At 52.2% G+C, this 25,892-nt stretch carries 24 protein-coding genes and 1 pseudogene; 19 read left to right on the top strand and 6 right to left on the bottom strand.

Translation table 11 applies throughout. From position 1 onward, the window contains the following. Positions 1-26: 26 nt before the first annotated feature. Both ACQ4N8_RS14015 and ACQ4N8_RS14010 read left to right on the top strand, forming a co-directional pair. Complete coding sequence (locus ACQ4N8_RS14015; RefSeq protein ID WP_430704994.1) at positions 27-1,121, top strand: glycoside hydrolase family 130 protein; 1,095 nt, start codon at positions 27-29, stop codon at positions 1,119-1,121. A 26-nt stretch (positions 1,122-1,147) separates the two neighbouring features. After that, complete coding sequence (locus ACQ4N8_RS14010; protein ID WP_430704993.1) at positions 1,148-2,092, top strand: MTP-1 family protein; 945 nt, start codon at positions 1,148-1,150, stop codon at positions 2,090-2,092. Between the two features lie 43 nt (positions 2,093-2,135). On the opposite strand, the gene ACQ4N8_RS14005 is transcribed toward ACQ4N8_RS14010, so the two are convergent. After that, positions 2,136-2,621 carry a DUF6803 family protein gene (locus tag ACQ4N8_RS14005; RefSeq protein ID WP_430704992.1) on the bottom strand — a complete coding sequence of 162 codons (486 nt, stop codon included), beginning with the start codon at positions 2,619-2,621 and terminating at the stop codon, positions 2,136-2,138. 240 nt (positions 2,622-2,861) lie between these two features. On the opposite strand from ACQ4N8_RS14005, the gene ACQ4N8_RS14000 reads away from it, so the two are divergent. Both ACQ4N8_RS14000 and ACQ4N8_RS13995 read left to right on the top strand, forming a co-directional pair. Continuing rightward, complete coding sequence (locus tag ACQ4N8_RS14000) at positions 2,862-3,956, top strand: glycosyltransferase (protein ID WP_430704991.1); 1,095 nt, start codon at positions 2,862-2,864, stop codon at positions 3,954-3,956. Further along, entirely contained in the window at positions 3,953-4,594 is a 642-nt protein-coding gene (locus ACQ4N8_RS13995; protein ID WP_430704990.1) for a glycerol-3-phosphate acyltransferase, read from the top strand. Before ACQ4N8_RS14000 ends, ACQ4N8_RS13995 begins: the two co-directional genes overlap by 4 nt. 106 nt (positions 4,595-4,700) lie before the next feature. Here the strand turns inward: ACQ4N8_RS13995 and ACQ4N8_RS13990 are convergent, their stop codons facing one another. Further along, positions 4,701-5,294, bottom strand: coding sequence for a Uma2 family endonuclease (locus ACQ4N8_RS13990; protein ID WP_430704989.1), 594 nt, complete (start codon positions 5,292-5,294; stop codon positions 4,701-4,703). A 244-nt stretch (positions 5,295-5,538) separates the two neighbouring features. On the opposite strand from ACQ4N8_RS13990, the gene ACQ4N8_RS13985 reads away from it, so the two are divergent. From ACQ4N8_RS13985 to ACQ4N8_RS13955, 7 genes are all read left to right on the top strand, one after another. Next, positions 5,539-7,059, top strand: coding sequence for a DUF4185 domain-containing protein (locus ACQ4N8_RS13985; protein WP_430704988.1), 1,521 nt, complete (start codon positions 5,539-5,541; stop codon positions 7,057-7,059). A gap of 80 nt (positions 7,060-7,139) precedes the next feature. Further along, positions 7,140-7,313, top strand: a complete 174-nt coding sequence (locus tag ACQ4N8_RS13980; RefSeq protein ID WP_430704987.1) for a hypothetical protein — start codon at positions 7,140-7,142, stop codon at positions 7,311-7,313. Between the two features lie 479 nt (positions 7,314-7,792). After that, on the top strand, positions 7,793-8,764 hold the full coding sequence (locus ACQ4N8_RS13975; RefSeq protein WP_430704986.1) for a beta-galactosidase trimerization domain-containing protein: 972 nt from the start codon (positions 7,793-7,795) through the stop codon (positions 8,762-8,764). A gap of 122 nt (positions 8,765-8,886) precedes the next feature. After that, positions 8,887-10,206: an MFS transporter gene (locus ACQ4N8_RS13970; RefSeq protein WP_430704985.1), complete on the top strand. Its 1,320-nt coding sequence runs from the start codon at positions 8,887-8,889 to the stop codon at positions 10,204-10,206. A 100-nt stretch (positions 10,207-10,306) separates the two neighbouring features. Continuing rightward, positions 10,307-11,068, top strand: a complete 762-nt coding sequence (locus tag ACQ4N8_RS13965; protein WP_430704984.1) for a MerR family transcriptional regulator — start codon at positions 10,307-10,309, stop codon at positions 11,066-11,068. 61 nt (positions 11,069-11,129) lie between these two features. Continuing rightward, a complete protein-coding gene (locus tag ACQ4N8_RS13960) occupies positions 11,130-11,864 on the top strand; it encodes an ABC transporter ATP-binding protein (protein WP_430704983.1) in 735 nt (244 codons plus the stop codon). After that, positions 11,851-12,594, top strand: a complete 744-nt coding sequence (locus ACQ4N8_RS13955) for an ABC transporter permease (RefSeq protein WP_430704982.1) — start codon at positions 11,851-11,853, stop codon at positions 12,592-12,594. The genes ACQ4N8_RS13960 and ACQ4N8_RS13955 overlap by 14 nt, the downstream gene beginning before the upstream one ends. Positions 12,595-12,894: 300 nt before the next feature. On the opposite strand, the gene ACQ4N8_RS13950 is transcribed toward ACQ4N8_RS13955, so the two are convergent. The 3 genes from ACQ4N8_RS13950 to ACQ4N8_RS13940 all read right to left on the bottom strand — a co-directional run bounded on the left by ACQ4N8_RS13950 (position 12,895) and on the right by ACQ4N8_RS13940 (position 13,995). Next, positions 12,895-13,311, bottom strand: coding sequence for a hypothetical protein (locus ACQ4N8_RS13950; protein ID WP_430704981.1), 417 nt, complete (start codon positions 13,309-13,311; stop codon positions 12,895-12,897). A gap of 47 nt (positions 13,312-13,358) precedes the next feature. Beyond that, positions 13,359-13,565: a hypothetical protein gene (locus ACQ4N8_RS13945; protein ID WP_430704980.1), complete on the bottom strand. Its 207-nt coding sequence runs from the start codon at positions 13,563-13,565 to the stop codon at positions 13,359-13,361. Positions 13,566-13,743: 178 nt separating this feature from the next. Next, positions 13,744-13,995, bottom strand: a complete 252-nt coding sequence (locus ACQ4N8_RS13940) for a helix-turn-helix domain-containing protein (RefSeq protein ID WP_430704979.1) — start codon at positions 13,993-13,995, stop codon at positions 13,744-13,746. Positions 13,996-14,347: 352 nt separating this feature from the next. On the opposite strand from ACQ4N8_RS13940, the pseudogene ACQ4N8_RS13935 reads away from it, so the two are divergent. Beyond that, positions 14,348-14,629: pseudogene (locus tag ACQ4N8_RS13935) on the top strand (DUF6809 family protein); the annotation flags it as partial. Positions 14,630-14,842: 213 nt separating this feature from the next. Here ACQ4N8_RS13935 and ACQ4N8_RS13930 read toward each other — a convergent pair. Then, a complete protein-coding gene (locus ACQ4N8_RS13930) occupies positions 14,843-15,913 on the bottom strand; it encodes a GntR family transcriptional regulator (protein ID WP_430704978.1) in 1,071 nt (356 codons plus the stop codon). Between the two features lie 352 nt (positions 15,914-16,265). Between ACQ4N8_RS13930 and ACQ4N8_RS13925 the strand changes: the two genes are divergently transcribed. The 7 genes from ACQ4N8_RS13925 to ACQ4N8_RS13895 all read left to right on the top strand — a co-directional run bounded on the left by ACQ4N8_RS13925 (position 16,266) and on the right by ACQ4N8_RS13895 (position 25,840). After that, complete coding sequence (locus tag ACQ4N8_RS13925; RefSeq protein WP_430704977.1) at positions 16,266-17,168, top strand: carbohydrate ABC transporter permease; 903 nt, start codon at positions 16,266-16,268, stop codon at positions 17,166-17,168. Positions 17,169-17,182: 14 nt separating this feature from the next. Next, entirely contained in the window at positions 17,183-18,016 is an 834-nt protein-coding gene (locus ACQ4N8_RS13920; protein WP_430704976.1) for a carbohydrate ABC transporter permease, read from the top strand. Between the two features lie 70 nt (positions 18,017-18,086). Beyond that, positions 18,087-19,508: an ABC transporter substrate-binding protein gene (locus tag ACQ4N8_RS13915; protein WP_430704975.1), complete on the top strand. Its 1,422-nt coding sequence runs from the start codon at positions 18,087-18,089 to the stop codon at positions 19,506-19,508. 21 nt (positions 19,509-19,529) lie between these two features. Continuing rightward, positions 19,530-21,305 carry a glycoside hydrolase family 2 protein gene (locus ACQ4N8_RS13910; protein WP_430704974.1) on the top strand — a complete coding sequence of 592 codons (1,776 nt, stop codon included), beginning with the start codon at positions 19,530-19,532 and terminating at the stop codon, positions 21,303-21,305. Then, complete coding sequence (locus tag ACQ4N8_RS13905; protein WP_430704973.1) at positions 21,302-23,071, top strand: glycoside hydrolase family 2 protein; 1,770 nt, start codon at positions 21,302-21,304, stop codon at positions 23,069-23,071. Before ACQ4N8_RS13910 ends, ACQ4N8_RS13905 begins: the two co-directional genes overlap by 4 nt. A gap of 167 nt (positions 23,072-23,238) precedes the next feature. Next, positions 23,239-24,177 carry an ArsR/SmtB family transcription factor gene (locus ACQ4N8_RS13900; RefSeq protein WP_430704972.1) on the top strand — a complete coding sequence of 313 codons (939 nt, stop codon included), beginning with the start codon at positions 23,239-23,241 and terminating at the stop codon, positions 24,175-24,177. A gap of 316 nt (positions 24,178-24,493) precedes the next feature. Continuing rightward, positions 24,494-25,840, top strand: coding sequence for an ABC transporter substrate-binding protein (locus ACQ4N8_RS13895; protein ID WP_430704971.1), 1,347 nt, complete (start codon positions 24,494-24,496; stop codon positions 25,838-25,840). The last annotated feature ends 52 nt before the right edge of the window (positions 25,841-25,892 follow it).

Here is a 25,892-nt window from a genome sequence, read left to right as displayed (position 1 = left end):
AGGTTCGGATAGGAGGATACAACCAGATGACAATGATGCAGAACATAGAGATGGAACGCTCCGTAAACAATCCGTTGATTACGCCGATGGACGTTGTTCCCTCATTTCCGGATTGGGAGGTGCTTGGCGTATTTAACGCCGGCGTCGCCGAGTATCAGGGCGAGGTTATCCTGCTGCTGCGCGTGGCCGAACGCCCGCTTCAGAGCGATCCGCGGCACGTGCTCGTGCCGGTGCTGGATCTGAACCGCAAAGATGCTTCGCCGGAATCGATCATGGAGATCGTGAAGGTGGACAAGGAGGACCCGAATCTGGACTTTTCCGATCCCCGGGTCGTTCGCGACCGTGACGGCGGCACCGTCTATTTAACTTCGATCTCCCATTTGCGGGTAGCCCGCAGCCGGGACGGCCTGCGATTCGCGATCGACGAATCGCCAAGCATTTGGCCGGAAGGCCCGTTGGAGCGTTGGGGGATCGAAGATCCGCGGATTACGAAGATCGGGGATCGTTATCATATCGCATACAGCGCGATTTCCGAAAAAGGGGTGGCCGTCGGCCGGTTAACGACCGAGGACTTCTCTTCCTTCCGCCGCGAGGGCCTGATTCTGGCCCCCACGAACAAGGATGTGGCGATTTTTCCGGACAGGATCAACGGGCAGTATTATATGCTGCATCGCCCTGTGCCGGAAGGGATCGGGCAGCCGGAAATCTGGCTTGCCGAATCGCCGGACTTGGTCCACTGGGGGAACCACCGGTATCTGATGGGCTTAAGGGAAGGGAAATGGGACGGCACGAGGATCGGAGCGGGCTGTGTGCCGATCAAAACCGACGCCGGCTGGTTGATCCTGTATCATGGCGCGGACCGGACGCATAGATACTGCATGGGCGCCGCGCTGCTGGATCTTCAGGATCCGGGGCGGGTGATCGCCCGCATGGAGGAACCGTTGATCGTGCCCGAGGCCGAATATGAGACGAGCGGTTTTTTCCATAGCGTCATCTTCGCTTGCGGCGCTATCCTGAGGGGAGATCGGATTAGGATGTATTACGGCGCGTCTGACGACTCGATGGCCTGCGCGTCGTTCAATTTCTCGCAGCTGATGGATGCGTTGAAACCCCAAATCTAACAAAATGACGGAAGGGATTGCGAACGATGGGAGAATTGCGTAACAACGGCAGATTGTCGTGCGAAAAGCTGCTCGAAGCTTACCGCGGCAAAGGCAGCAAAACCGGCGAAGCCGTCAAACTGGCATTCGGCGGGGTGGATGGCCGGGACGTTTATAATATTTCGGCCCCGTTCGACGATGAAGGGGAGCAGGTCATAGCGGGACGCGTCGAGAGCCGGGACAGCGAAGAATCGGAGATCCGCTTTTTTGTTCGCCGGGAAGAGCAATGGGTGCCGCGGGAAGGAGCGCCGGTGTTCGTGCTGCAGGATCCGTTCTATACGAGGATCGGCGGCGAATTGGTACTCGGCGGGGTGCAGACCTTTCCTCACCCGGTGCATGAGGGGGCGTTAAGCTGGAGGACGGTGTTTTACAAAGGGCCGAGCCTAAACCGGCTGGATCCGTTTTTTCAAGGACCGGACCAAATGAAGGACCTGCGTCTCGTAGAGTTGCCGGGCGGAGCGATCGGCGTATTTACCCGTCCGCAAGGCGAGAAAGGCGGCCGAGGGAAGATCGGTTTCGCCAAAGTCGCCCGGCTTGAGGATCTGTCCGTCGAGGCGGTGATGGAAGCGCCGCTCCTGGAGCAATTCCTGGACGAGGAATGGGGCGGATGCAACGAAATCCACCTGCTGAAGAGCGGCAAGCTGGGCGTACTTGGCCATATTGCCCGCTTCGACGGGCAGGGGGATCGTCACTATTACCCGATGGCGTTTGGTTATGATCCGGCGACCGGCGAATATTCCGACATGGAGATCATCGCCGAACGCGCCGATTTCCTGCCGGGCCCGTCCAAACGGCCGGACCTGGCCGATGTCGTATTCAGCGGCGGGCTAGTCCGCCAAAGCGGCGGCAAGGCCGAACTGTATGCCGGCATCAGCGATGCCGAAGCGCAGCGGCTGGTCATCGACGATCCGTTTGCGGCAATGGAGAAGTGAACGAAACAAGCCCCTTTCGGATGGAAAGGGGCTTGCGGGTCGTTTAATGATTCATGCCGGCCATTCCGCTGACGAGCTCGGGATTCACCATCCCGAAGATCATGGCGATATGGGCTACGACGAGGAAACCGCTGACGAGGATAAAGTGCAGCTTCAGCTTTCCTTCGGGGGAGCGCTTGCGGCCGATGAGGCCCATTTCAAGCAGCGCGAGAGGCAGCAGGAAGAATACGCCGCTCAAATAAAATCCGACGGCAACCACGTCGACCCAGGTGTGCCATTCGCCATTGACGGTCAAAGGGACGAAGGCCGTGGGAAACAGGTATAAGAAGATACCCGTAAAATAAAGTCCCGCAAGGATGCTGCAGATCTTATTAAACGTTTTTAGGCCGCCTTGAACTCCCCGGTTAAATAGAATGACAAATTCGGTGACGGTGATCGTCTCGGCAAAGATGACGGGGATCGCCATAAAAATGATCAGGTTCCACGGCTGGTTGTCCGCAAGCAGGGACATATAATGCGTCATAGTCATGGTGTGTTCTCCTTTAATTAAGTAATTTCTTTCACAATTGATTTTAATGGGAAAATGTGTGGAAAGTATGTGGGGAGGCGCATCCAATTCCTCCCGATTTTCGTTGAAAAAAAAGGATGAAGAGACTACACTAGCGGTAGTCTCTTAATCTTTTTCTGACATATACGTTTTCTCGTACATAGAATACTCATATACGTAATTTTCTCTTATCATTCCGTACTCGGAGAGGTGGGGCAGGCGATGGGGATTTTTATGGTACTGGCAATCGGATGCTTGGCGGGATTTGCGCTGTTTCGGAGACGGGTGCTTCCCGGCGGAGAAGGTCGTTATGACGGCGGGGAGAAGGTGTCCGTCGTTATCCCTGCGCGAAATGAGGCGGCCAATTTGCCGCACCTGCTGAATTCGCTGCAGCAGCAGACTTATCCGCCCGACGAAATTATCGTGGTGGACGATTTCTCCGACGATGAAACCTATGAGACAGCTTCCGGCTATGGGGTAAAGGTGATTCGAAACGAGGCGCTGCCTCCCGGTTGGACGGGGAAAACATGGGCGGTCTGGAACGGCTATCTGCATGCGACCGGCGACGTCATTGCTTTCCTGGACGCCGATATCCGTCTGGCCCCCCGGGCGATGGAATCGCTGCTCCGCGAGCGGTCCAAAGCGGGCGGCGTCATTTCCGCCGTGCCGTTTCATGTGACGGAGAAGTTTTACGAACGGTTGGCGCTTGTCACCAACGTCCTCGGCGTATTTGCGTTTACTTCCCCGTTTGAACGGAATAACCCGCAGCAAGGGTTGTACGGCTCCTGCATCGTGACGACGCGCCGCGATTACGAGGCGATTCAAGGCCATGACAGTATCCGTTCGGAGCTGCTGGACGATCTGAACCTGGGCGCCAAATTTCGCGCGGCCGGGATTCGGGTGAGCAATTTTCTCGGCGGCGGGCTCGTTTCCTTCCGCATGTATCCGCACGGCATCCGCAGCGAGCTGCAGGGATTCGGTAAGGGCGCTGTGCTGAGCACCGCCAAGCTGTCGGTCGCGACAACCCTGCTGGCAGCCGTTTGGCTGCTGGGGCTGATCGCCTCCGAAAGCGCGATTTTCCTGTGGAACACGACTTGGGCGTATCCGCTGCTGGCCGGGTACCTGCTGTACTCGGCGCAACTTTATTACCTGGTGCGTTACGTGGGCCGTTTCGGCAGGTTCATGCCGCTGCTGCACGTGTTGTCTGCGTTGTTTTTCTTGGTCGTGCTGGCGTATTCCGCCTATCAGGTGACCTTTCGCGGGTCCGTAACCTGGAAAGGCAGGGACGTGCAGGTGGGAGGCAGGGGAGACCGATGATCCTGTTACTGACCGCAGCTTCGTTCCTGTGCGGCTCGCTGATGTTCTCCTACTGGCTTGGGCGCATCGTCCGCAAGGACTTGAAGGCCGTCGGAGACGGCAATCCCGGAGCGTTTAACTTATGGCGCGCCGCCGGCTACCGTTGGGGGATTGCCGGCATTGCGCTCGATTTCCTGAAGGGATATGTGCCGTTGGCGTTTTTGGTGGAAACCGGAATTCTGGGGCAGGATTACGGAATAGCGATCGTCGCCGCGGCGCCGATTTTCGGCCACGCCTTTTCGCCTTTTTTGAAATTCAAGGGAGGCAAGGCGATTGCCGTCACCTTCGGCGTATGGAGCGCCTTGACCCGGTTCGAAGCGGCCCTGGCCTATGCGGTGATTCTGGCGGTGCTGCTTGCGGCGTTTACGTTTTATAAAAAAGGGAAGTATTCGTCGAGGGAAGCGGACGGGTTCCAGGTTGTGGCTGGCATGCTGCTGTTGTCGCTTTACCTCGCAGCCGCGGGCTATCCGTTGGCCCTATGGGGCGTTTGGCTGGCAAACCTGTTGGTGTTGGCTTATACCAACCGGCATGCCATCATGGCGTTCCTTACGGGCAAGGGCGGAGACGTACCTCGTTCCGGCGACGGCGTCGCGATGTGACGCGTACGTTGCGGACGCGGCTTTGGCTGTTTCGGGGGAACCCATGCCATTTGGTATCGCACGTGAAAAGGGGGCAAATCCGCCCTCTTTTTTGTTGTTCCGCCGCTTAGCCAGGCAAACCGGCTGTCGCATCAACGACTTGCCCCATGGTGAACGATACGCAGGGTAGCCGCTCCGAACCTACCGCTTCCTCGCGATCAAACACGTTGAGCAACTCGTATTTGCCGTCTTCCAATACATACTGCTCCAGGGCCTCATGGGCCGGATCGATGATCCAATATTCCGGAATGCGATAAGCGGCATATACCTTGAGCTTCTTTTGCTTGTCCCGTTTTACGGAATGGGGGGACAATATTTCCGCGACCAGGTCGGGAATGCCTTCGATTCCCCGGCGGGTGATGATTTCGAGGTTGCTGCGTCGTACCATGACGAGATCGGGCTGGCGAACTTCCGTTTTGGACAAGATGAGATCAATCGGTGATGCAAAGATAATATACTCTTGCTGGCAACTATTCATCAGCAAATTCTGAATTTGTGAACTGATTGCTTGATGCTTGGGTGTCGGCGCGGGAGACATCAGCTCCAGAACACCGTCCGCCAATTCGTAGCGTGTTCCATCATCGGGCAGCCGGGCGTAATCGTCATAGGTGGCGGGCTGCTCCTTAACGACAGGATTACGTTTATCATCCCTAGCGTTCATATCATGGAATCCTCCTTGATTGCCGGTTTACCCGTATTATACCACAGCGGCGAGAGCCGCAAGGATGCGGATGCCGGGCCGATGAGACTGAAACAAAGCAAAAGCGGACAAAGAATCACAAGTTTAAACAAAGCAATGTAAATAAATGTATGTTAGCATTATCTTTGTAAGCGCTATCAAGAAATTGTCGGAATTTCAGCAAGCCTCATTTTGACCATTATGTTGAAAAGGACGGTGCAGAAAAATGAAACCGCTGCGAAAAACGGTGATCGGATTGATGATCATGCCCTTGGTGCTGGGGGCCTTAGGGTCCGGCAGCGCCGAAGCCGTTTCGCCATCCGGCGCGACGATGATTTCACGGGTTACGGGGACGGCGCCGGAAGGCGAAACGATGCCGAATCCGAACAGGACGGATGTGAATTACCAGATCACGGGAACCGATCTCGGCATCGTGTGGGACAAAGGCGGGGGGCAATATTTCGTGCTGTTCGGAGACACGAACGGGCATGGGCCAAACGATTGGCGCAGCAACACGCTGGCCATCTCATCAGACCAAAACCTGGAGGACGGGCTGGCGTTTGACACGATGATCCAGGACATGCCCGGCCATGCCAAGGAGGTTTTGCCCTCGAAAAAGATCGATTTCGACGAAATCACGGTCATCCCGACGGCAGGGGTGACGGTCGGAAACCGCCATTATATCCATTACATGTCCGTCAATCATTGGGGACCCGCCGGCGTCTGGTACACCAATTATTCGGGCATCGCCTATTCCGACGACAATGGAACCACCTGGACGAAACATCCCACGGCGAGATGGACCAACAATACTACGAATTGGAACAACAAATTCCAGATGGCCGCATTTTTGAAGGACGGCGGGTATGTCTACATGTATGCGACGCCGAACGGCCGATTCGGGGATATCTATCTGGCCCGCGTACCCGAGAACGGTTTGCTCAACATCAACGATTACCGGTATTGGGACGGGAACGGGTGGTCCGCTTCGCAAAGCGCGGCCCGGGCGGTCGCGGGTGGCGTTGCGGGAGAGCTGTCGGTCGCTTATAACCGCCATTTCGGCAGGTACATCATGACATATCTTAACGAGCATCGGCAGGCGATCGTCATGCGCGACGCGCCAACGCCGAGCGGGCCGTGGAGCGGGGAGAAGATTCTGGTTCCCGGCGATTTTACCGGATTAGGGCAATATAACGCCTTTATTCATCCCTTGTCCAATAACGGCACGACGATGTATTTCATCATGTCGACCTGGTACCCCGACTACAACACCCATTTGATGAAAACAACGCTGACCGGCGATATGTTTGAAAATAATCTCGTCAGCGATCCGGGGTTTGAAACGCAGACGGCCACGCCGACGATGGCTCCTTGGTACGTAACGGGCGAAGGCGGGATCGACCGCAATCTGGGGTTTGCCCGGACCGGCCAGGATAACGGTTACGTCAGAAACGGCAGCGGCTGGAACGCGATCAAGCAGCGTGTGGTGGTGCAGCCGAATACGAATTATACGCTGAAAGGCTGGATCAGAACATCGGCGAACAACAGCGACGGGTATTTCGGGGCCAGGGTGCCGTACGACGGCCAGGTGATCGGCGAGGTTCCCTTTGATGCTTTGGCGGACTATACCGAGCATACGGTGACGTTCAACTCCGGGCCGAATAATTTCGTCGAACTGTACGCCGGGTTATGGGCCAACGGCGATACCTGGCTTCAGCTCGATGATATCAGCCTCGTAAAAAATTGAACGTCTATTTCCGTTCGAGGTATATATAGGTAAAAAACACCAATACTAAAAGCAACTTTATACGGAAGGAGCAAAGCTGAATGGATGCTACTCTTGGAGCAGATGAAGTTGTCCGCAGAATCAAACAGTTGCAGGATGAAGGGGTCTCGCTTAGCAAAAAGCAGGTCAAGCAAAATGATCCGGAGTTGATGCGCAACGCTTTGTTTTATTTTCCCAGCTGGGACCATGCCGTAAAGAACGCTGAAGTTTTATAGGTGGAAGCGGGAGCTTTCACGCCGATGTTTTCGAAACCTGTGCCAAACCGGCCGGTGGATGTTCGCCTCCGCCCCGGTTTGGTCTTTTTTTTGACACTAGTTCCTCCCTGCTCGACTGGAGCGATATCGCACCGAAAACCCGCAGTATGATGGCGGAGGAGTCTTATTACCTGATTTGGTGACGATTTCGTTCATCCGACGGGCAGTTGCAGCTAAGCAGCCCCCCGGTCCGGCGTGGGAGTGTATGAAAAATCATACAAAACACTCGCGTAATAGCCCAATGCAGTGGGTTTGTACGATAAATCGTACAAAAGCGTTCGCGTAACGGCCAGATGCAGGGCTTTGTACGAAAAATCGTACAAAAGCACATGTGTAGCGGTAAAACGCAGGGATTTTGTATGAAGAATCACACAATGCCACTCGCATAGCAGCCTCATGCCAGCGGAACAGAACGAAGAGGAAGCCGAACTACTCATCCCATGAGAAGATATATCCCCTTTACGTACAAAATGCTGATTCCGTACCTGCTGCTCGTGCTGCTGACGGACGCCATTATCGGTTACGTTTCGTATTCGATGCTGATCCAGTCCCGGACGGAAATGGCCGAAACGAACATTCGGACGGGCATGGAGCAGGCCCGGAACAATATCCGCTACCAAATGGACGAAATCCAGCGGATGTCGGATACGCTGTTCAGCAATCTGGCGTTTCAGCGCGCGTTGCAAACCAAAGGCGAACCTTACGATATCTATCTCGTGATGCTTGACGAGATCGTTCCGCAAATCACGGCGCCGCTCAAGCTGTTCGGCAATGACATCCGCTTGATGCTGTATACGCTGAACAGCGACTTGTATATCGTCTCGGGGGATAATTTGGAGGAGCCGATCAAGGATAGCGATTATTATATCCTGCCGTTTGAGGACATCAAAGACAGCGGTTGGTGTCGGGAGTTCAAAGATTCCGAGCGGGACAATGTCTGGCTGCAGATCGACACGGACAAGCGGCTCCGGAACATTTCCCTTATTCGCAGGCTGATCTCGTACAGCGGCACGATGGCCGTCATCGGGTATGTCCGGATTACGGAAGGCTCCAAGGTACTGGGCGTGTATCGGGACGATTTCTACGCCGGCAAACCGGCGTTGACCGTCAAAGAGCTTGGGCAAGGCAAAGCGTATTATTTGGCGGCCCGCGTCAACGATCCGGCCTTTTACGAAGCGTTCTACGGCAAGCTCGTCCAGGACGCCGGCGTTCGCCGCGCGCTGGACGCCGCGCTGCCGGCGGGAGTGACCGCGCAGCTGCGCACGGACGGCGAACGCGAGTACGTGTTCGTGCAGAACTTCTCCGGCCAAACGGCCCGCGTCGAATTGGACGGACGGAGTTACGCGGATGCCGAAAGCGGTGCCGCGGTGGCCGGCGTTCTTGAGCTGCCGGTGAACGTATCGCCATTTTGAAGCGTAAAGTATTGGCGTAGAGGGGGCGCACGTTTCCCTCCTCTGATCATCCTCTGACAATTCTCCGTTACGCTTACTCAATAACTGCAAGATTGAGTGAGAAAAGAACGGAGGAATTACCTTTGAAGAACAACCCTTCCCCGTCCGGACTGCGGGCAAACCGCAGCTTCCGGCACATATTTGCCGCTTATGCCCTCGCTACCTTTGGCGACTGGTTTGATGCTTTGGCCATTCAGGTGCTGGTAGCCTATCGTTGGGGAGCCGACCCGCTTCTGCTTGCGCTCATCCCGGTATCCATGGCGCTGCCGGCGGTCCTGCTCGGCTCCTTTGCCGGCACCTTGGCCGACCGGCTGCAAAAAGCAAAGCTGATGTTTCTATGCGACTTGCTGACGGCGGGATTAACCGCGGCTATCCTGGTCGCACCGGGGCTGCTGTGGCTGTTGCCGCTGCTTGCTCTTCGCGCGGCGGCGGGCGTATTTCATGTACCGGCCCAGCAGGCCCTTACGCGCCAGGTCGTATTGCCCGGCCAACTGCTACAGGCTACCTCGCTGAACGGCCTGGTGGGCCAAGGCTCCAAAGTCGCCGGACCATTGCTGGGGGCGGTGACTTTGGCTGCGCTGAGTCCACAAGCTTGCATCGTGATCAACATTGCCGCGAGATTGTTGTCCGCGGCGCTACTGTTTCCCTTACGCCGGTTGCAGGGCTTACCGGTGCCGGCAGCGGAGACGGACCGCGGCAAGGTTGGCGAAGGGCAACGGCGGCCTAAGCTGGCCGAATTTCTGGCCGACTGGCGCGAAGGGTGGTTGTTTATTGCCCATACCAAGCAGGTGCGCAATACGATGGTGTTCGGATTTATCGGCATGATCGTACTGATGATGATTGATTATCAGTTTCCCACCTTGCTCCGCGTGATCGCGCCGGAGAATGAGTCGCTGATCGGCTGGCTTGTGTCGGCGATCGGGGCGGGAGCGGTGATTGTCCTCCTCTTGCTCAAGCGTTTAAACCGGGTCAGCAGCGGTTTTGGGCTTGGCGGCGGCTGCGCGGTCATCGGAACGGGAATTGCCCTGCTGGGATGGTGTCCCCCCGGTACGGGCGTAGGTTTGCTGCTCGGACTTGGCCTGTTGATCGGCATCGGGAACGGGGCATACCTGCTGACGCAAAATTACGTTCTGCAGAAGGAAACGCCCGAGCATGCAGTGGGCCGCGTGTTCGGCATTCAGAATACGATGTCCAGCCTGATCATGCTGACCGCCCCGTTGGCCGGAGGTTTCCTGATTCGGTCGGTTTCGGCAGGCAAGGCGTTTCTGCTGATCGGCTTGGCTTTGGCCCTGATAGGCATTATAGGCGTGTTGTTCCGCCAAGCCTTGTGGCCTGAGAAGTTGGGCGTTTCGCCGGATCCGCATTCCGGAATAAAGCAGCCCGAAAAGGAAGTTGCTCACTGAAATAAATTGATTTCCTCCAATTGGCCAAGCTTCCACCATAACACCAGACTTTTGATATATGCTATGTATGAAGTAAAAAATCTGGAGCTGGTTGGGTATCATGAAGACTTACAAAACAGCGGAAATCGCAAGCATCATTGGAATCCATCCCAATACGGTGCGTCTTTACGAGGAGCTTGAACTGATTCCGAGGGCCGAGCGGGCACCGAACGGATACCGTATGTTTACCGAGTTCCATATAGAGCAAATCAAGCTCGCGAGAACGGCTCTGAAAGTGGAAATTGTGCAAAACGGGCTGCGAAAAAAAGCGATCGAGATCATCAAGACCTCCGCTGCAGGTGATTTTGACCGGGCTTTGGAATTATCGGAGGGGTATTTGCGGCAAATCGGAAAAGAGCTAAGCAATGCGGAGGAATCCATCGCCGTTGTGGAGGGACTGCTGTCAGGCAGGAAGCTGGAATCGGACCCTATATACTTGACCCGAAAAGAAACGGCCGACCGTCTGCAAATCTCCATGGATGCTTTGAGAAATTGGGAAATGAACGGTTTGTTAACGGTCAAGCGCAGGCAAAACGGCTATCGTGTCTATACGGCCGAGGACATTCGCAGGCTGACCATCATCCGTTCCCTGCGCTGTGCGAATTATTCCCTTGCCGCGATTTTGCGAATGCTGCGAGCCCTGTTCAAGAGGCCCGAGGCCAACCTGCGCCAAGTGATCGATACGCCGGAGGAGAACGACGAGATCGTTTCCGTATGCGACAAGCTGCTCACCTCCCTGCAGGAAGCCGAGAATAACGCCAGGCTCATGCTGGAACGCCTGGAACAAATGAAAAGACGGTTTCGGCCAAACCCTACACTTTAACACCAGACCTGAGGTCTGGTGTTATTCTTTGGATACACAAATGAAGAGGAGGGGTTTCCGAGTGGAAACAACCATCGAAGTCAAACGGCTTAGCAAGTCCTATGCCGGGGTCAAAGCGGTCGAAAACGTCGACATTACCGTCGGACGCGGCGAGGTATTCGGCTTGCTCGGAGCCAACGGCGCGGGAAAAAGCACATTAATGGAATGCATATTGGGCATCCAAAGGCAGGATCGCGGAACGGTATCCATTTTGGGAATGAATCCGCAGGCCGACCGCAGGGCCTTGTTCGAGCGGGTTGGCGTGCAATTTCAGGAAGCCGGTTACCAAGATAAAATCACGGTAGCCGAGCTATGCGAGGTGACGCAAGCGCTGTATAAATCCTCGCTGGACTACTTGGCCTTATTAAGGCAATTGGGGCTTGCGGACAAGTCGAAAAGCCCGGTAAACGAGCTGTCGGGCGGGCAAAGGCAGCGTTTGTTCATTGTACTTGCGCTCATTCCGGATCCTGAGGTCGTCTTTTTGGACGAACTGACCACCGGACTGGATCCCAAAGCGCGGCGGGAGGTATGGAAAAGCCTGTCCGCCCTAAAAGCAAAAGGACTGACCCTCTTTCTGGTGTCTCACTTCATGGATGAGGTGGAGACGTTGTGCGATAAGATCTGCATCTTGAAGCATGGAAGCATCGTCTTTTACGGAACCGTACAGGAGGCGATCGCGGCCAGTCCCCATGAAAAATTGGAGGATGCCTATCTATGGTATACGGACGAGGAGGAACAATTGTATGCGTGCGTTTAGCAAGCTGTTCAAAACGGAACTCAAACTATCTTTGCGCGGCATGGATATGTTTATTTTCGCCATCTGCATGCCCGTCGTTGCGGTCATTATTCTCGGCATCATTTTCGGCGACAAACCGGCTTTTGAAGGGGCGGAATACACCTTTCTGGAGCAGTCTTTCGGGGCAGTGGCGACGATCGCCATCTGCGCGGGCGGCGTCATGGGCCTTCCTCTAGTCGTATCCGATTACCGGCACCGGAAAATCCTGAAGCGGTTCAAGGTAACGCCCACCAGCCCGGTGCTCATTTTGGTGGTGCAGGTGGCCAACTATTCGCTTTACGCCATCTTTTCGCTAATCCTTGTTTATGCGTCGGCCGCCGTGTTCTTCGGCTATCAATTAAGCGGCTCGTGGCTGCGGTTCATCGGCGCATATTTGCTGGTGATGCTGTCGATGTACAGCATCGGGCTGCTGGTGGGCGGATTGGCGAAGAACAGCAAAGCCGCTGGCGTCATGGCCAGCATCCTGTACTTTCCGATGCTCATTTTCTCGGGAGCCACTTTGCCGTACGAGATCATGCCGGCGACTTTGCAAAAAGCAGCCGACCTGATGCCGCTAACGCAGGGCATTAAGTTGTTAAAGGCGGCTTCGCTAGGCCTGCCGAGCGATAGCACACGGGTTCCCGTCATTGTAATGATTGCCCTGGCGATCGTTTGTACCGTAGCTTCCGTTCGTTTATTCAAGTGGGAGTAGGCGCGGAAATCGCACCATCGTAAGCCAACCCTCCTTTTCTTTTGGTACACAAAAGAGGGGGAGGGTTTCCGGATCTCCCTAGCGCGCCGGCCCTTCTGTCCAAAGCGCGGTGTTCGCCGCCTGACAGTTGTGTGGTCTAGGTAAAGTGACTCTTGCAGGCCGAGTCACCGTCAGCAAAATCATAAGCACCCGTCCAACAGGTGGTTTGCCCTTATCGTTTGAAGATTTCGATTAAGACTTTCCTCACTTGATTATAGATTTCTTTCCGTCTAAAAAAGGACAGCATAGCCGTCCTCGAAGTTATTTATTCACGTCAAAAAAATCAATAGTTGCAGCTGCTTGGTCCATTTTTTCCAATTGTTCTTGATAAAGGCTGTGTGCCATCTTCATGACCATTTCCATAAGTCCGATATTTTGAATTACTTGAAAGTCAACTAACTCCATAAGACCTGGGTTTAATTCTCCTAAATACTGGTCCATCCAATTGCGGTTTACCGGCATATCGCCCTTCCCTTTGAGCTTTTTCCACTCATATTTTGCCGAAGTTATCGGTACGATTAAGGCAATGTCTTTCCTGATATCCGGAGAATCTTGATCGTGTAGTACGATCGACATATGTTTGCCAGATAAGAAAAAACCCGGCTTTGGTGTATCAGCTGTATGTATTGTTTCCGGAATGCTTGTCCAAGACACGTATCCACGCTTAAAAAAATCCAATGTTTCTCCTCCTAGAAAATAAAAAACCCACATTCCTGTGGATTTTATTAATTATTTATGAGATTTGTTGCCATTATTAAAGTCTCTTTTCTCATCGCATGATCAATTTTACTCTGCACTTCTTCAGATCGTTTCCCACCGGAGCCAATGTACTCTTCCATTGTGACTCCATAACGCTGTTCAATCTTAGCTCTTAATCCTTTTAAAGGGTCAGCACTCAATTTTTGATTAGGAAATGTTACGACATTATCCATGACTAATCCCTCCACTTCTTAACTTGATTATATCATGAGGGGATCACAAATTAAATGAAAACAATAACAAAAAGAGTGAAAAAGCATAATTAACTATAGTCGATTTAATCAAATGATATAGTTCCTCTAGCTAGAATAAATATCAGCGTAGTCCTAATTAGGACTACGCTGATATTTATTAGTGACGTAAGCCAGTTGAGTATGATTTCTCCTTAGATTTTTCATTGTCCTCAACCGATACAATGAGCTGGTTCACAGTGATGTCCAGAGCCTCGCAAATTTGCTCCAAAGTGCGAATGTAAACTCTATCGACCGAATCGGAACAAAGATGGTTAATAGTAGGATGACGAATTCCCATTCTCCGGGCAAGTTCTCTTTGAGAGATGCCTTTTTCGGCAAGGATTTCTTTTAACCGTAATTGGATTTTCATAGGCGTTCCTCCGAGGCGCTTTCATGACAATAATATATCATGATTGTGATCAAAATGCATTGACCGGTAGTCTTAAGCGTACTATAATAAAGCAATGGTAGTCATAAGAGTAACATCTAGATAGGATTTTCTTGACTATGATCAATAACCAAGTTTGGGGGTGAAAGCAATCATAAAAAAGTTTGAATAAAAAAAGGAAGCGGCGCACTCTCCGCAAAGAACTCGCCGCTTTCCTCCACGCAACTACCTGAGGGGCAGACTGCACATTCACTCTATCTTGTGTACGTCTTTCTTTCAAGAAGTTGCAGTTGATACGAAAGGAAGATGAAAAAATGAAGAATTTCTTGGAGGCTTATATTGCGGCGAAATTCGCCCGGAAGAAAAAATGGCCCCGGTAAATCCTGAGTATCGCAGAGTAAACAGAAGGATATCCGGGCTTTGGGAAATGTGGAGAGAGAAGCTGTCTGCCGATGATTTCAATCAGCTTGAAGTAATGCTTGATTTGCGCAGCCAATCTGAATCCATTTATGCCACCGCTTCGTTTATGAACGGGTTTCAGCTTGGAGCGTTAATGATGATGGAAGTATACACAGCTAGGGAAGAGATTTTGAATGGGACCATGACACAAAATTAAGGGTAAAAAAGGATGCTATTTTGGCTCCAAGCAGGAGTTCGAGAATCTATATGAAAAATCGAATAGAACGCGTACTTTTTGCCGTTAGAGACGAATTGTATTCGAAAAATCGATTACAATTCAGAGCCTACAGGTGCTTTGTAGATTTAATTCACTATTTTCGCCAGGAGGACCGCCAGAGTGAATCTCGGGCGGTTTTCATATGATTACAGATCAAAACCCCTCCGGGTTCCGCAGCTTGTCTTTCAGGCAGAGCCTAACCGGTTCGAGATGATGAAACGGGGAAGCTTCTCCGTTCAGTTGGTCCTTCAGCAATTCCACGCTTTTTCGGCTGATTTCTTCAATGTTCTGCACGACGTAGGACACGCCGGGCAATTCAGGGTTGTCAAACGTCATAAGCTCGATTCGGTCCAATAAACGATGCTCGCTCAAGTAATCGTATACATAGTGGGCCAGTTGGACATTGACGGTAAAAACGGCGGTAATCTGCTCCTTGGATTGTAGAAAACTCGTTATTTCCCTCTTGGCCTGATCCTGCTGAATCGTTTGCAAATCCAGCATGCACCACAACGTTTTATCAATGGGAAACTGTTGTTTCATATAGGCTCTCTCGTAGCCGGCGGCCCGGTCCTCCGTGACCGAATTCGTGATTTCCGGCGAGATATAGGCAATATGGCGATGTCCCTTAGCCAATAAATGCTGGATGGCATCAAAGGTGCCTTGCACATTATCCGACGTTGCGCTGGCCACACGGATATTTTTAAAGAAACGGTCTACCAGCACGATGGGAAACTTGTCAAACGCCAGTTGAATAATGGTTTCGTTGTAATTTTCCGCTTCGGTCGGAAAAACAATCAGGCCTTTGGCCCCCAAATCCAATAACTGACGCACCGATTGCGTCTCCCCCTCCACGGATTCCCTGGTGATGCGAAGTAAAATTTGAAATCCTTCCTCATAGGCGTATTTTTCAATATAGTTAAGCAACTGCTGATCTATCCGCGTTTTCATGCTGGGGAAAACGACCCCGACCAGCATCGGAGAGGCGGAAACCGGGCGTAATTGCGCGGATTGATGGGAGACGAAAGTCCCTTTTCCTTGAACGCGTTCGACCCAACCTTCCTCGGCGAGACCAATCAACGCGTTTTTGGTCGTAATTTGACTGACGCGATATAAATGGGACAGCTCCTTTTCCGATCCGACCCGATCGCCCGGACGGAGTACGCCAAGCTTGATCTGTTCTTTGATCTTCTCCTGGATTTGCTTATAAAGCGGCTGTTCTTTCATGATACGGCCTCACATCTATATAAGATTTATATACTAAGTTAATTATATATTTTCCGAGAATGAGTGTCTACAGAAATTGGAAATGAATTGATTATATTATCTCGTATTGACTAATGCGTTATATATAAAGGGTTATTTGGTTGCGCCATAAACTTTATACTATATTTAGTATATATTATTGGAATGGTATATACTAATATAGATTTTGAAGCCGGACTGAATAAACGACATTGTGGCAAGGCTTACAGCTAGGGGGTGGCCCGAGAATCCTATTTACAGTGAAGGCGAATCCGGAAATATTGTAATTTCGAGGAATTGTAAGCGCAACCAGAAAGGGGGGGAGGGGAATAATATGAAATCGGATACGGGGTATGTCAAAAAACTTTCAGAGAGAACGCTACCCTACATCTTTATCGGACCGGCCGTCATACTCATCACATTATTGGCTATCGTGCCTTTGTTCTACTCCGTTTATATAAGCATGCTGAATTATAACTTGTCTCTGCCGAGCGCGCTGATCAAGTTTAGCGGGCTGGACAATTACCGGTATATGTTCAGCAACGGTCCTTTTATGAAATCGATCGGGTGGACGCTGGTCTTTACCTTTTTTACGGTATTGTTGAACGTGACGTTGGGGATGGTCCTGGCGCTTATTTTGAATAACGAAAAAGTAAGCAAGCAGACGCGGATCTTCAAAAGCTTGTTCATTCTTCCGATGATGCTGGCCCCGGTGGTTTCAACGACCATGTGGAAAATATTGTTCGGCGCCATCTACGGTCCCATTAACTATCTGATCGAGTCCCTTGGACTGCAAGCAGTTGCCTGGACGGGAGAGACGCTGCCGGCGAAGATCGCCGTCATCATGATCGATGTGTGGGGATCCACGCCTTTTTGCATGCTGATCCTTATTGCAGCTTTGCAAACGGTGCCAAAGGATATTTATGAAAGTGCGTTCATCGACGGGGCGAGCCGGTTTAAAATCTTCTTCCGGATTACGCTGCCGCTGATTCGGAATTTTATTGCGCTCGTCGTTTCTTTACGCGTGATGGATGCTTTGAAAATTTTCGATTCGATCATGATTTTAACCGATGGCGGCCCCGGGGATACGACGGAAACGATGGGGACGATGATCTACAAGACCGCTTTCCGCTACATGAACGTGGGCGCCGGTTCCGCCGGAGCGATCATTTTCTTTGCCATTATCGTGGTCATTACGCTTGTGTTCCTGAGATTGATCCGTAACGATCGGCAATAGCGAGGGGGGAGAACATGAAAAAACATTATGCCGAAAAAAGCATGCTTTATGTGCTGCTTCTTATCTTTATTGTCCTGTTTTTGTTTCCCATTTATTGGGCTGTGACGACTTCGTTCAAATCGGTCGGCCAGATTATGAAGGTGCCGCCCGAATTTTTTCCCTCCAAATGGGTTTTGCAGAACTATGTCGAGGTGTTTACGGAGCATCAGATCGGAACCTACTTTATCAATAGCCTGATCGTTGCCGTTGCGACAACGCTGTGCGCCGTCATTGTAGCCACTTTTGCCGGGTACGGGTTTTCGCGCTTTAAGTTTAGGGGCAAGGCTTTCTGGCAGTACGCCATCATTGTGATGCGCATGGTTCCGGGACTGGTGTTCATTATCCCCTACTACATTATTTTTCAAAAGCTGGGGATCCTCGATACCTTGTTCGGGCTTATCATCGTTTATATTACCGCTGCGCTTCCGCTGGCCATATGGCTGTTTATGGGGTTCTTTGACGAATTGCCGGCAGAGATGTTCGAAGCGGCCAAAATCGACGGCTGCAGCGAATTCGGCACGTATTGGAGGATCGCCCTGCCATTGATCGTGCCTGGGATCGTCGTAGCGTCCATATTGGTGTTCCTGGCCGCCTATAACGAGTTCAGCCTTTCCCTGGTATTGGTCTTTACGGACCAGAACAAGACGCTTCCGCTCGGCATCAGCGGCATGATTCAACTGCAGAAGGATACGCCGTTCGGTACTTTGGCGGCTGCCGGCACCATTGCGTTCATACCGGCCCTCATTCTGGCGTTAACGACGCAAAAATACGTGCAGGCCGGGATTACGGCCGGGGCGGTCAAAGGCTGAGCCTGTGTATACCGTATTTCATTGAACTTTCAATTAATAAGTCCATTAAATATTCCAGGAGGTTTATTACATGAAAAAGAGACTGCAGTTAACCACGGCATGCTTGTTGGCCTTCACGCTTGTCCTCAGCGCTTGCGGCTCCAATAAAGCCGAGCCCGCAGCCCCAAAAGGCGAAATCAAGGAAATCACGGTACAAGCCCCGGACGTGCTTGGCGTTAAGTTGAATGATTTGAACGGGGGAGGAACGCTCGGCGGCCAGTACGCGGGGCAAAAGATCGTGGTAGCGACGAGAACGGGGGATTTTGCGGATGCCCTTAAGAATGCCGCGAAGTATTTTGAAGAGGCTTCGGGAGCAACGGTAGAAGTTCAAAGCTTTCCGGCCGGTACCGACGTCGAGAAAATTCAATTGGATTTGAATACGGGCAATCATTTCGATGCCGTACTGATGCCGGTTGCGAATGTACACGGCTATGCGGAGGGAGGGCTAATCCAAGATTTGCAGCCTTATGTCGATTCGATGGCAAGTCCAAATCTGGCTCTTGACGATTTTATTCCAAGTCTATTGGAGAGTTACGGCAAGTATAAAGGCAAACTGGTCGCATTTCCTTACAAGCCGGATTCGCAGTTGTTCTTCTACCGCAAGGATCTGTTCGAGGATCCGGAAATCCAGAAGCAGTATAAGGAGAAGATGGGCAAAGACCTGGTTGTTCCAACCACGGTTGAAGATTTCTTGACGACGGCTGAATTCTTCACGCAGAAGTTTAATCCGGATTCTCCGACCAAATACGGGTATAGCTCGATGGCTTCCAAAACCAACAGCCGCTTGATTTGGCAGAACCGCTTGGCGGCATTTGGCGGGAAAGACGTGGATGAAAACTTTAAGCCCGCGTTTAACAATGAGGCGGGTCTGAAAGCGATGCAAACGATGCTGGAGCTGCGGAAATTCGCGCCTTCCGAGTGGCTGCAATTAGGATGGGACGAAGCAAACACGCTGTTCGCCAGCGGCGAGGTTGCCATGATGGAGCAATGGCCTGGATTGTACAGCACCATTGAAGGGGATCAGTCGAAAGTGAAAGGCAAGGTCGGCTTCGGGGTTACTCCGGGCGGATCGCCAACGATGGGCGGTTGGGCCATTGCGATGACGAGTACGACGAAAAACCCGGAAGCCACTTACAAATTCCTGGAGTACGTCACATCGAAGGATGGGGAATTGCTGAAAATCGACTACACCATGGATCCGACCCGGACTTCCAATTACGAACGTCCGGAAGTCATGGCATCCAATCCGATGTATCCGGCATTGCTCGATTCCTTGTCCGCCGCTAAAATTTTGGTGGATCCGGACGTGCCTTTCGTATCGGCAAAATTGAACGATGTCATGGAGAATGCGATTCAAGCCGTCTTGAGAGATTTCCTGACTCCGCAAGCCGCGCTCGACGAAATGGAGCAAGAATTCGAAAAAGAAATCAAATATGCCGGCTTGAGCAAATAAACGAGGGGGAGTAGCAACATCATGAGTAACATGGAACCGCGTGGAGATTATCCCCGTCCGCAATTTGAAAGAAGTTTATGGCTAAGCTTGAATGGCGAATGGCAATTTCAGTTCGACGACGGGCAGGTTGGGGTTGCGGAACAATGGTTCAAAGACAAGGTTCTGGAGCAAAAAATCTGCGTGCCTTTTTGCTATCAAAGCAAACGGAGCAGAATAGGAATATCCGAATTTCACGATACGGTCTGGTATAAGAGAACCATCGACATTCCCGGAGAAATGAAGGGGAAGCGCATTATCCTGCATTTTGGAGCGGTCGATTATGCTTCCCGGGTTTGGGTGAACGGTCAGATGGTCGCGGCCCACGAAGGGGGGCACACCCCGTTCGCGGCGGACATTACCGACGTGCTGAATGAAGACGGTCCGAACGTCATCACGCTGCGTGCGCAAGATTTCAGCAAGGATGTCACCTTGCCGCGGGGCAAGCAATACTGGAAGGAAAAATCCGAACTGATTTTTTATACTTCAACGACGGGAATCTGGCAACCTGTGTGGATGGAGGCGGTAACGCCGATCCATTTGAATCGCGTCTATTATTATCCCGACATCGACCGCAATGAAATCGGTATTCAGTACGTAGTACAGGGCTGGGCGGAAGAGAGCGACATCACGGTCCGGACCCTGATCTCCTTTGGCGGGGAGAGGGTTGCGGAGGACGAGTGCAAAATGACGGCTTCCGAGCAAAAGCGCCGGATCGAGCTGCATGATTTTAACGACCACGGGATGGGACGCTGGTGGAGTCCGGAGCATCCGCATCTGTACGAGGTGGAATACCGTCTCTATGCCGGCGGGGTTCTGATGGATACGGTCCGCAGCTACTTCGGAATGCGCAAAGTGTCCGTGGACGGCGGCAAGCTGTGCTTGAATAACCGGCCTTTTTATATGAAAGCCGTGCTTGATCAGGGTTATTTTCCGGAAGGCCTATTAACTGCCCCGACGGACGGCGATTTAAGAAGAGACGTAGAGCTCACCAAGCAGATGGGTTTCAACGGAGTGAGAAAACATCAGAAAATCGAAGACCCGCGCTTCTTGTACTGGTGCGACAAATTGGGGCTCGTCGTTTGGGGCGAGGCCGCGAATGCCTATGCCTTCAGCGAAAGTTATGTGAAGAAATTTACCTCGGAATGGACCGAGGCGGTGGACCGCGATTTCAACAGTCCTTCGATTATCACCTGGGTCCCGTTGAATGAAAGCTGGGGGATTCCCAACGTGAAGGTGGATGAGCAGCAGCGGCAGCATGCCATTGCGATGTATCATCTCACGAAATCGCTGGATCCGACGAGATTGGTTATTTCTAACGATGGATGGGAGCATGCGCAGTCGGATTTATGCACGATTCACGATTATCAGTGGGATTACGGCAAATTGACCCGAAAATACAGCACGATCGAAACGGCGCTGGATGCCCCGCAAAATCGCGATATGTATGTGAAAGGCTATCAATATGAGGGCCAACCGATACTCATGACGGAGTTTGGAGGGGTTTCCTTCCAGACCGGAGAGCAGGGCGGATGGGGCTACTCCGGAGCAAGCGATGAGAATGATTTCAAAAAGCGCGTACAGGCCGTGATCAAGGCCATGCTGGATTCGCCGTTGATTCAGGGCTACTGTTATACGCAATTGACCGACGTGGAGCAAGAGATCAACGGTTTATTGACTTTTGACCGCGAACCCAAAATCCCGCTGGAGACGATTCGCCAAATTAACGAAGGGCTACTTGAGCCGGAGGAGGGCTTATGACCGCAGCAAGAGCAGAATATCCGCGCCCGCAATTCGTCAGGGACTCCTGGCGCAGCCTGAATGGGACATGGTCTTTTTCGTTCGACGACCAGAACTTAGGGATCAAGGAAAAGTGGTATCAAGGGACAAAGGAATTCCCGCATGAGATCACGGTCCCCTTTTGCTACCAAAGCGGGCTGAGCGGGATTGAAGACAAGGGAATACATGATCGGGTATGGTACCAAACAACATTGACGCTTCCCGACGAATACGCCGGAAAACGCGTAATCCTGCATTTCGGCGCGGTGGATTACGAATGCGGGGTTTGGGTGAACGGCATGCCGGCCGGGAAGCACCGCGGGGGATTTTCCTCTTTTTCGTTCGAGGTCACCGATCTAATCGCCGGCAAAGATAATCGAATTACCGTGATGGCCCGGGATTATTTGCAGGATCTCACCATTCCCCGGGGCAAGCAGTATTGGAAGGACAAGGGCGAAGTCATGTGGTTTACGAACATGACGGGCATCTGGCAATCGGTCTGGGTGGAGTTCGTCGAAGAAATTTACTTGGAGAAGGTACGATTTACGCCGCATTTGGATACGAATGAAATCGAAATCCAGGCTTTGATCGACGGCTGGGATGGCGGGCATCGGATTCAGTTGGATACGCGCATCGAATTCGCCGGCGAAGTCGTCGCGGAAGAGAGCAGGAGGATCCTTGCAGGCACGGAAGCCTGGCGCGTGAATTTGCGGGATTTCAACGATCATGGCATGGGGCGCTGGTGGTCGCCCGAGAAACCCAATTTGTACGATGTGAGCTTTGAATTGAAAGTCGATGGAACGGCGGTCGATCAAATCGAAAGCTACTTCGGGATGCGCAAAGTATCCGTCGATGAAGGGAAGCTGTGCCTGAATAACCGCCCTTACCGCATGAAGCTTGTGCTGGACCAAGGGTATTTTCCGGAAAGCTTGCTGACGGCCCCGACGGAGGAGGCGCTCCGCCGCGATGTCGAGCTTTGCAAGGAGATGGGATTCAACGGAATGCGCAAGCATATGATGGTGGCGGACCCGCGGTATTTGTATTGGTGCGACAAGCTGGGCGTCCTGGTTTGGGGGGAGATGGCGGCCGCTTACATTTATACCGAGCAGTATGCCTACCGGATGATGGAAGAGTGGAAGGAAGTCATCGACCGCGATTACAATCATCCCTCCATCGCCGTTTGGGTGCCGTTGAACGAAAGCTGGGGAGTTGCGGACATTTATTATAACGAAAAGCAGCAGCATCATGCCCAATCCCTGTATCATATGACCAAGTCTGTCGATTCTACCCGATTGGTGATTTCCAACGACGGCTGGGAGCATTGCAAATCGGATTTATGCACGGTGCATGATTACGCCAAGGATCCCGAAATCCTGCATCGGCGCTATTCAAGCATCGAGAATATCATTGCCGACATGCCGGGCCTGGAAGGACGGAAGTTTATTTATAACCCGGGTTTTTCCTATCAAGGGGAACCCGTGCTTTGTACGGAATTCGGCGGGGTAAACTACCGGGTTGAGCCGAGCTCTCCCGTCGTGGAGCCGAAAGCGGAGAACAGCGAGCAGTTTATCCGGCAGTTGGTGGACGTGATTCATCCTTTCGTGGTTTCGGGGCTTGTCCAAGGCTATTGCTACACGCAATTGACCGACACGGAAACGGAAATCTGCGGCTTGCTGACCTGGAGCCGGGAGCCGAAGGTGCCATTGGAGGTCATCAGGAGAATTAACGAAGGTTATACCGACTTTTAAAACGAATCCATGCGAAGCAGCAGCCCGCCCCCGGCCGAGGGGCGGGCTGCTTTGCTATAGGCGTGCTGCTCCGTATACCGATTATTCCAATTTCATTGATTTAATCCGGCGATTTGTAGTAAAGTACATAAGAGATTGTTTAGTGAATGGTTAGAGGAGGATACGGGATGTTGGAAGTCGGTATTCAGGAACCCGAAAGACTGGTTCAGGTGGCCCATGCGCTCTCCACTCGATCACGGGTCGATATCCTTCGCCTCTTAAATACGCGGAGCATGAACGTGATTGAGCTCGCCGAAGCGCTGCAGCTTCCGGTTTCTACCGTAGCCAACAACGTCAAGGTTCTGGAAGCGGCCAAACTGATCAACACGGAGCTGCTACCCGCCGTGCGGGGCGCAATGAAGGTGTGCAGCCGAAATTACGACGATATATTGATTTCGTTGAACAGTACGGTACGGTCTACGAAAGACGGAATGCGTGTGTACGAAGTGGAAATGCCGATCGGGCATTACAGCGATTGCGAGGTTCATCCCACATGCGGCATGGCGAACCATGAAGGCATGCTCATGAGAGAAGACGAGCCGGCCAGCTTTTACCATCCCAAGCATGTAGGCGCCCAGATCATCTGGTTTCGCAAAGGATACGTGGAATATTTGCTTCCGCTGGAGATTCCCCAGAACGCGAGAATCCAACTGATCGAGTTGTCGATGGAAATGTGCTCGGAAGCCCCTAACTATGATAATGATTGGCCTTCGGACATTTCGGTGTGGGTCAACGGCATCGAGATTGGCATGTGGACCAGTCCCGGCGATTTCGGGGACCGCCGGGGGCTGATGAATCCGCCTTGGTGGCTGGATTGGGCGACGCAGTACGGGTTGTTGAAAACCTGGCGGATCGACCATGAACGGACCACGCTGGATATGCAGAAAGTATCGGATGTTACGCTCTCCGAATTGCGGCTAAACCAGCGTCCGGGCCTCCGGGTGCGAATCGGCGTTAAGTCGGATGCCATGCACAAGGGCGGGGTAAACCTATTCGGGAAGCAATTCGGCGATCATGAACAGGATCTTGTCATGCGCGTGACGTATATGTTGGACGAAAACGAATGAAAGCCATTAATTCCTGCGAGTTGGGGAATAATGGCTTTTTTTTAAGGCATGCCCAAAGCATGCCGAACATTTTCCAGATGGTGGATCTCCTGCGGAGCTTGTCCATTTGTTATAAAATGAAGGAAGTCTCCAGTTTAATTATTACAAGATATATGTAATATACAATGAAATACTAAATAATATTACAAAAAAATAGTTTGAAACCGTTGACAAAATGCATGACCGACTTTATATTTAGGTTCAAAGGAATGAAAAATATGTAATAAAACACGATTGGTGTATTGTTCCTTGAATCACACGAATAGGGGAGGTCACTATGAAAAAGAGCTTTGCCATGATGCTCGTCTTATTGCTTTCGGTATCCTTATTGTTAAGTGCGTGCGGGGGCAATAACGGGGGAGGAAACAACGCGGGAGCGCCTTCCGGGAATGAAGGAACTGCCGGCCAGGAAAATGGAAGCGCTTCAAACGGAGGCGGGGAGAAGGTTGAATTATCCTTCTGGACGCTGTTCTCCGGCGGTGACGGCGACAATATGCAAGCGATGATCGATGCCTTTAACAAAGAACACCCCGATATTCAAGTGAAAAATACGAAGTTGGAATGGGCAGAGTATTACACCAAGCTGATTACCGCGGTGGGCAACGGCAACGGCCCGGATGTCGGGATCTCCCACATTTCCCGGCTGCCCGATCTCATCGACCAAGGGGTTGTGTCGGAGCTGGATGACGTCGCCACTGAAGCGGGCGTGAATTGGTCCACTTTCAACCAAAACATCCTTGACGCATCCGTAGTGGATGGCGTGCACTATGCCGTGCCGATCGATACGCATCCGTTCATCATGTATTACAACAAGAAGCTGCTGAAAGAGGCAGGGTTGCTCGGCGATGACGGCAAACCGGTCATGGAGCAGTCGGCAGACGGCTTTGTCGCTTTCCTGAACACGCTGAAGGAAAAACTGCCGCAGAAAGTTACGCCGTTTGCTTTATCCAATGCGAATGACGACCCTTTCCGTTTATGGTGGGCGCTCTACTCCCAATTGGGCGGCAATGACGTCGTTTCCGATGATCTGACCTCCGCCCAGGTGGATACGGATAAAGCGGTGCAGGCGGCTCAGTATATTCAGGATCTTTTCCACAAACATAAAGTGATCAAACTGAACGATCCGGACTTCTATAAAAATTTCCAAAGCGGTACGGCCGCCATCATGATGACCGGGGTTTGGGCGACGGGAACGTGGGAATCCACGGAGGGATTGGAATTCGGCGCGATGCCGATTCCCAAAATTTTCGATCAGGAAGCGACTTGGGGCGATTCCCATACCGTGATCCTGCCGGTAACGAAGAAAGAGGATCCGGCCAAACGCAAAGCGGCGATCACGTTTGCCAACTGGCTGGCCGACAACGGCCAGGTTTGGGCGAAGGCGGGCCACATTCCATCCAAACCGTCCGTATTCGAAAATGCCGACTTCAAAGCGCTTCCTTACCGCAGCGATTACGTGTCGGTGGCCTCGACCGTCAAGTTCAGCAAACCGTCCACGAAAAACTGGCAAATCCGCGACTTGGCCATGTTCAAATATTTGAACGAGGTTTGGGCGAATAAAATGACGCCGGCCGATGGCATCGCCAAGATGACCGACGAAGTGCAAAAGGTATTAAGCGAATAGCAGATCAAGATCACGAATCCGGCCGGCTTTGCGGCTAACGCCGCAAGCCGGC

The organism is Paenibacillus macerans (assembly GCF_050565405.1).
Classification (GTDB): domain Bacteria; phylum Bacillota; class Bacilli; order Paenibacillales; family Paenibacillaceae; genus Fontibacillus; species Fontibacillus macerans_B.
This window is presented reverse-complemented; position numbering and strand designations above follow the sequence as displayed.